Here is a 5,853-nt window from a genome sequence, read left to right as displayed (position 1 = left end):
CATCGAGCGCGAATACCGCATCGCGATCCGCGCGTCGCGCCGCGAGATCCTGATCGCGAACGCCTATTTCTTCCCGGGCTACCGGCTGCTGCGCGACCTCCGCCGCGCCGCGCGCCGCGGCGTGCGCGTGACCATCGTCGTGCAGGGCAATCCCGACATGCCGATCGTCACCGTCGTCGCGCGCTGGCTCTACCACTATCTCGTGCCGGCCGGCGTGCGCGTCTGCGAATACTGCGAACGGCCGATGCATGCGAAGGTCGCCGTCGTCGACGGCCGCTGGGCAACGGTCGGGTCGAGCAATCTCGACCCGCTGAGCCTGTCGCTGAATCTCGAGGCCAACGTCGTCATCGACGATCCGGCGTTCGCGACGCTGCTCGGCGACCGGCTGCGCACGCTCATCGACGAAAGCTGCAGGCCGGTCACTTCCGACCGCGTTCCGCGGCGCACCTGGTGGCGCACCATCAGCAGCGTGCTCGTGTTCCATTTCCTGCGTCACTATCCGCGCTGGGCCGAACGCATACCGGCGGCGCGCCCGCGCATCGAAAGCCTCGAACCGGACGGCCATGCGAGCCGCTGAGCCGGCGCGCGAACCGCGCTGGCGGCGCTACGCGCTGCGCGCGGTCGGCATCGGCCTGCTCGCGCTGACGGCGTGGCTCGTCGTCGACATCGCGCGCGAGACCGACTGGAACGCCGTGCTCGCGGCGCTGCGCTCGCGCAGCGCCGGCGCGCTCGCGGCGATCGCCGGCATCGCGCTCGCGAGCCATGCGCTCTACGGCATGCTCGATGTGCTCGGTGCACGCTCGCTCGGCCTGAAACTGCCGCGGCGCCGCGTCTGGCTGACCGCGACGAGCAGTTATGCCTGCAATCTCAATCTCGGCAGCCTCGTCGGCGCCGCCGCGCTGCGCTACAAGCTGTACTGCAGCCAGGGCGTGGCCGTGGCCGACGTGTCGCGCATGATCGCGCTGAGCATGGCGGCGAACTGGCTCGGCTACCTCGTGCTGCTCGCAAGCCTGCCGCTGTGGGTACCTCCGCTCGTGATGACGCGCTGGATCGGCGACGGCGGTGCGATCGCGCTGAGCGGCGGCGCGGCGCTCGCGGTCACGTTCTATCTGGCCGCATGCCTGCGGCAGACGCAGTGGCGCATCCGCGGCCACGAATTCCGTTTCCCGGCGATCGGCCTCGCGGTCACGCAGATCGCCGTCGGCGCGACGAACTGGGCGCTGATGGGCCTGGTGCTGCGTCTGGCGCTCGGCGACGGCGCCGGCTACGGCGAAACCCTGGCCTCGCTGCTCGTCGCCGCGATCGCGGGCGCCGTCACGCACGTGCCCGGCGGCTGGGGCGTGCTCGACTACGTGATCCTCAAGAGCCTCAGCGGCAGCCTCGATCCGCACCGCGTCGTCGCCGGCGTGCTCGTCTATCGCGCGGCCTATTACCTGCTGCCGCTCGCCCTCGCGCCGCTGAGCATCACGTGGCTGCTGCGCCGCGGAAAATCGCGCCGGGTGACGGCGAAAGCGCAGGCCGCGTAGGCTGGCCGTGAGCCGAAGGCGAACCCCAACGTCGAGGTAGTCGCTACTGCCGAACGCGTGGCGGAGGAGGTCTGTGCCTATTTAAACAACGCGGCAGACATTCCCTCGTATGGGTTCCTCGCGGCGGAATCGCCGCGATGTCGGGGTTCGCCTGCGGCTCACCCCGACCTGCGCGTTCACGCGTTTTTCGGCGGCGTCCTGTTCGTTGCGTCGCCGGTGCCGGTGGTCTGCGCGGGACCGACGCCGAGGCGGTTGTCGATGTCGCGGACGCCACTGCAGGCATCGACGAGGTCTTCGACGCGATAACGGGTCTGGCGGCGGTCGACGCTGCCGGTCAGGGTCACGTGGCCGTCGTGGACTTCGACAGTGATCTCGCTGGCGTCGATCTGCGGGTCGGCGGTCAGGCGCTCGCTGATGTCTTCGCGCAGGCGCTCGTCGCTGCGGACGTAGTTCTTCGGGCCGCGGCCGCGAAAGTCTTCGCCGGGGCGGCCGCGCGGACGACCGTAGGCGCCGCTGCCGGGTTGTCCGCTCGTGCGTTCGGCGTAGCCGCCGTAGGCGCCGGATCCGAATCCGCCGCGTCCGGGATGCTGCTGCGCGCCGGATGGGGCGTACCCGGCGCCGCCGTCCTCGACACCGCTGCCGTAGTAGCCGCTTTCGCGGCCGTGGCCGCGTTCGGCGCCGTAATGGCCGCGATAGTCGCCGCGCTGCGCCTCGGCGTCGAAGTGCGAGGACATTCCGCCGGGCTGCTGGCTCAGCCCGCGCTCGGCGACGTAGTCGCCGTAGCCCCAGCGGTCCTCGCCGCGCTGATCGCGCGGCTGCCAGTCGTCTTCGTCATAGCGGCCGTAGGTCCCGCGCTGCACGCCCGCGTAGTCGCGCAGGTCGGTGCGGGGCGGCTGCCGCGGGCGGTCGCGATCGTTGCCGTTGCGGTTCATGCGGTTCTCCGTGGGCAATGGGCCAAGCTTCGCAAGGGGCAAGACGCTTCACTGCTTGCCGCGCAGTTCCTTGGCCTTGGTCAGATGGCGGTTCACGCTTTCGCGCGTCGCGCGCAGATGCTGCTGCACGGCGGCGTCGGTCGCGCCGGGCAGGAGCTTGGTGTCGAGCTGGCTCAGCACGTCGGCATGCCCGGCGATCATCGCGTCGAGATATGCCGTCTGGAACGACGTGCCGTCGAGCTTCGCGAGCGTGTCGCGTTCGGCCTTCTTCTTCTCCTCGAGCGTCTTCACGTCGGGACTCTCGGCGAGCGGTGTCTTCGTGAGCTTGCTGATGGATTCCACTTTTTCCAGATTTGCCGTGTGGTCCTTCTGCAGCATCTTGGCGTAGTCCATCGTCGCGGCATCGACTTTCTTGGACTGGGCGAGCTCGGCGGCGGCGATCTCGTGCTTGTTGACCGCGCGCAGCGTGCTCAGCGCGGCCGCATCGCCGGCCGCGGGCTGCGGCGCCGGCGTGGCGGCCGTCTTCTCCGGCGCGGGCGTCGGGGGATTCTGCGCGGTCGCTACACCGACGACGGCGAGCGCGATGCCCGTAGCAAATGCGGACAGATAGTTCGTGACGATCATGGCGACCTCCGGCTGTCGCGGTTCAGGGATGCGCTGGCGCGCGACGTTTGCGGCAGCAAGCGATATGCCAACGCGCCGCGGTCCGGCCGCGTCCGCCGCAATCGCGCTAGTGCGCCCAGCGCGACAGGTTCTGCTTCAGCGTCTCGATGCCGTCCCAGGGATCGTGCTTGCGTCGTGCAAGGCGGCGTCGTGCGGAATGCAGGTCGAACGCGGCCGGACTCGTGAGCCGCGCGAGTTCGCTCCAGTCGATCGGCATGGCCACCGGCGCGCCGGCGCGCGCGCGCAGCGAGTACGAGGCGACGCTGGTCGCGCCGCGGCCGTTGCGCAGGTAGTCGACGAAGATGAGCCCGTTGCGTTTGGACTTGGTCATGACGGCGACGAAGCGATCGGGCTGCTGCTCGGCGAGGCTGCGTGCGAAGCCCTGCGCGAAGCGCTTGACGAGATCCCAGTCGCAGCCGGGATTCAGCGGCACGACGACGTGCAGGCCCTTGCCGCCCGAGGTGCGCAGAAACGATTCCAGCGCGGTCTGCGCAAGCAGATCGCGCAGGTCGCGCGCCGCGCGCTTGATGTCGCTCCAGCTCACGCCCGGTCCGGGATCGAGATCGAACACGAGCCGGTCGGCGCGGTCGGGGTTCGCGGCGTGCGAACCCCAGGGATGGAATTCGAGCGCGTTGAACTGCACGAGTTCGAGCAGCTGGCGTTCGTCGTTGACGACGAGATAGTCGCGCGTCGCGCCGGATTCCTCCTTGAGCCGCACGCGATCGACATGCTTGATGCCGGCGGTGCGATGTTTCTGGAAGAAACAGGCCTGTGCGATGCCGTCGGGACAGCGCACGATCGACAGCGGCCGGCCCGCGATCTCGCGCAGCAGCCACGGTGCGACGGCGCGGTAATAGTCGACGACGTCCTGCTTGCGGATGTCGTCCTCGGGAAACACGAGCCGTTCCGGATGCGTGATCGCGACATCGCCGGCTTCGGTATCGGCAGCGTCAGCATCGCGCGAACGCCGGCGGCGCGGCGATGCCTTCGCGGCGGTCCTGTTCTCGGTCGCGGAACGGCGGCGCGAACCGGCGAGGTCGGCTACGGTCTTGTCCATGCGGATGGCCTTGAGCGAGGGTTGGCGCAGCAGGCCCTGCCGGCCTTCGCCGCGGCTGAAGACTTCGACGACGAACGCCGGCGCGAACCAGCGTGCCGTGCGCAGGTCGGTGTCGATCGCGTCGACCGGCACGCTCGGCGTGGTGCTCGTGCGGGCCGGCAGCAGCTCGGCGACGTGGCGCATCTGCGCGTCGTCGAAGCCGGAACCGACGCGCCCGGCGAAGCGCCACGCGCCGTCGACATGACGCGCGAGCAGCAGCGATCCGAAGCCGCTGCGGCTGCCGCGCGGCGCGGTGAATCCGACGACGGCATATTCGTCGCTGTGCGCGCGCTTGATCTTGCGCCAGTCGTCGCTGCGGCCTCCGCGATACGGCGAATCGGCGCGCTTGGCGATCGTGCCTTCGAAGTCGCGGCTCGTCGCGAGTTCGAAGGCTGCGGCGCCGTCGCCCTCGATATGCGAGCTGTACGCGAGATGCCCGGGCGGCTGCTTCAGCAGTTCCGCGAGCAGCGTCTTGCGGACGTGCAGCGGTGTGGCATGCAGATCGAATCCGGACAGATGCACGAGATCGAACAGCACGTACGTGAGGCTCGCCTGGGCGTCGCCGGCGAGCGTGGACTGCAGCAGGCTGAAGTCGTGATGCGCGCCGCCGCCGGCGATGAGTTCGCCGTCGAGCGCGGCGTCGTCGACGCGCAGGCGTTCCAGCGCCGCGACGATGTCGGGCAGCTTGTCCGTCCATTCGATCGCATTGCGCGACCAGAGCCGCGCCTTGCCGCCGCGCAGCAGCGCGACCAGACGATAGCCGTCCCACTTGAGTTCGTGCAGCCAGCCGTCGCCCGGGGGAATCTGCGCGGCGAGCTGCGCAAGCTGCGGCGCGAACGCCGCGTCACGCAGCCGCGCGCGGCGCGCGCCCGGCAGCGCCGATGCACGCTTTTCCCAATCGATACGCCGTCCGCCGCGCGCGCGCTGCGCCGGTGCGGCCGACTTCGTCGCAGCGCGCTTGGTTGCGGTGCGCTTCGTCGATGCGCGCTCCGGCGGCGGCGTGACGCCTGCGAGCAGGTCGTCGGCTTCGGTCGGGCCGGCGTAGGCGTCGTCGTCCTTGATCAGCAGCCAGTCGTGCTGCTTGCCGCGGCCGCGGCGCGTGCGGACGAGGTGCCAGCCGCCCTTGAGGCGGTTGCCGAACAGTTCGAAGCGCAGATGCCCCTTGCGCAGCTGCTGCGCGACGTCGCCGTCGCTGCTCCAGACGCCGCGATCGAACTGCGCGACGTGGCCGCCGCCGTATTCGCCGTGCGGGATCTCGCCTTCGAACTCGGCGTAGGCCAGCGGATGATCCTCGACCTCGGCGGCGAGGCGCTTGACCTCGGGATCGAAGCTCGGCCCCTTGGGTACGGCCCAGCTCTTGAGCGTGTCGCCGACCTGCAGGCGAAAATCGTAGTGGCGGCGCCGCGCATGATGCAGCTGCACGACGAACAGGCTGCGCGCGTCGTGCGTCGCCGCGTCGTCGGGCGCGGGTTCCCGCGTGCGCGAGAAATTCCGTTTTTTCCGGTACGCGGCGAGACTCATGGCAGCTCCGTTGCTCGGTGTGCGCGGACGCGTCACGGCGAGCCGCTGCAATTCGCTTGCCGGAGTCGCCGGTCAGGTTCGCGGTCCGTACAGGCTCGCGGCGTCGTGCCAGTCG

Annotated in this window: 5 protein-coding genes; 2 read left to right on the top strand and 3 right to left on the bottom strand. The window is 70.0% G+C overall.

All coding sequences use genetic code 11. From position 1 onward, the window contains the following. Positions 1-577: cardiolipin synthase ClsB (gene clsB / locus VLF18_RS20190; RefSeq protein WP_325281432.1), on the top strand; the 577-nt coding region annotated here is incomplete at its 5' end. Beyond that, positions 564-1,526 carry a YbhN family protein gene (locus VLF18_RS20185; protein ID WP_325281431.1) on the top strand — a complete coding sequence of 321 codons (963 nt, stop codon included), beginning with the start codon at positions 564-566 and terminating at the stop codon, positions 1,524-1,526. The genes clsB and VLF18_RS20185, both read left to right, overlap by 14 nt. Before the next feature lie 176 nt (positions 1,527-1,702). Here VLF18_RS20185 and VLF18_RS20180 read toward each other — a convergent pair whose 3' ends face one another. The 3 genes from VLF18_RS20180 to ligD form a co-directional block, all read right to left on the bottom strand. Next, entirely contained in the window at positions 1,703-2,458 is a 756-nt protein-coding gene (locus VLF18_RS20180) for a BON domain-containing protein (RefSeq protein ID WP_325281430.1), read from the bottom strand. Positions 2,459-2,506: 48 nt separating this feature from the next. Continuing rightward, positions 2,507-3,082 (bottom strand): DUF4142 domain-containing protein, encoded by a 576-nt coding sequence (locus tag VLF18_RS20175; RefSeq protein ID WP_325281429.1) that lies wholly within the window; start codon positions 3,080-3,082, stop codon positions 2,507-2,509. Positions 3,083-3,188: 106 nt separating this feature from the next. Then, positions 3,189-5,738, bottom strand: coding sequence for a DNA ligase D (ligD, locus tag VLF18_RS20170; protein WP_325281428.1), 2,550 nt, complete (start codon positions 5,736-5,738; stop codon positions 3,189-3,191). Positions 5,739-5,853: the final 115 nt, after the last annotated feature.

The organism is Tahibacter sp. (genome assembly GCF_035481375.1).
GTDB lineage: Bacteria > Pseudomonadota > Gammaproteobacteria > Xanthomonadales > Rhodanobacteraceae > Tahibacter.
Note: the sequence above shows the minus strand (reverse complement) of the source record. Positions and strands in the feature narration are given on the sequence as shown.

Coding starts and splice junctions, on each gene's coding strand:
- VLF18_RS20185 (WP_325281431.1), top strand. CDS start 564: ATGCGAGCCGCTGAGCCGGCGCGCGAACCGCGCTGGCGGCGCTACGCG.
- VLF18_RS20180 (WP_325281430.1), bottom strand. CDS start 2,458: ATGAACCGCAACGGCAACGATCGCGACCGCCCGCGGCAGCCGCCCCGC.
- VLF18_RS20175 (WP_325281429.1), bottom strand. CDS start 3,082: ATGATCGTCACGAACTATCTGTCCGCATTTGCTACGGGCATCGCGCTC.
- ligD (WP_325281428.1), bottom strand. CDS start 5,738: ATGAGTCTCGCCGCGTACCGGAAAAAACGGAATTTCTCGCGCACGCGG.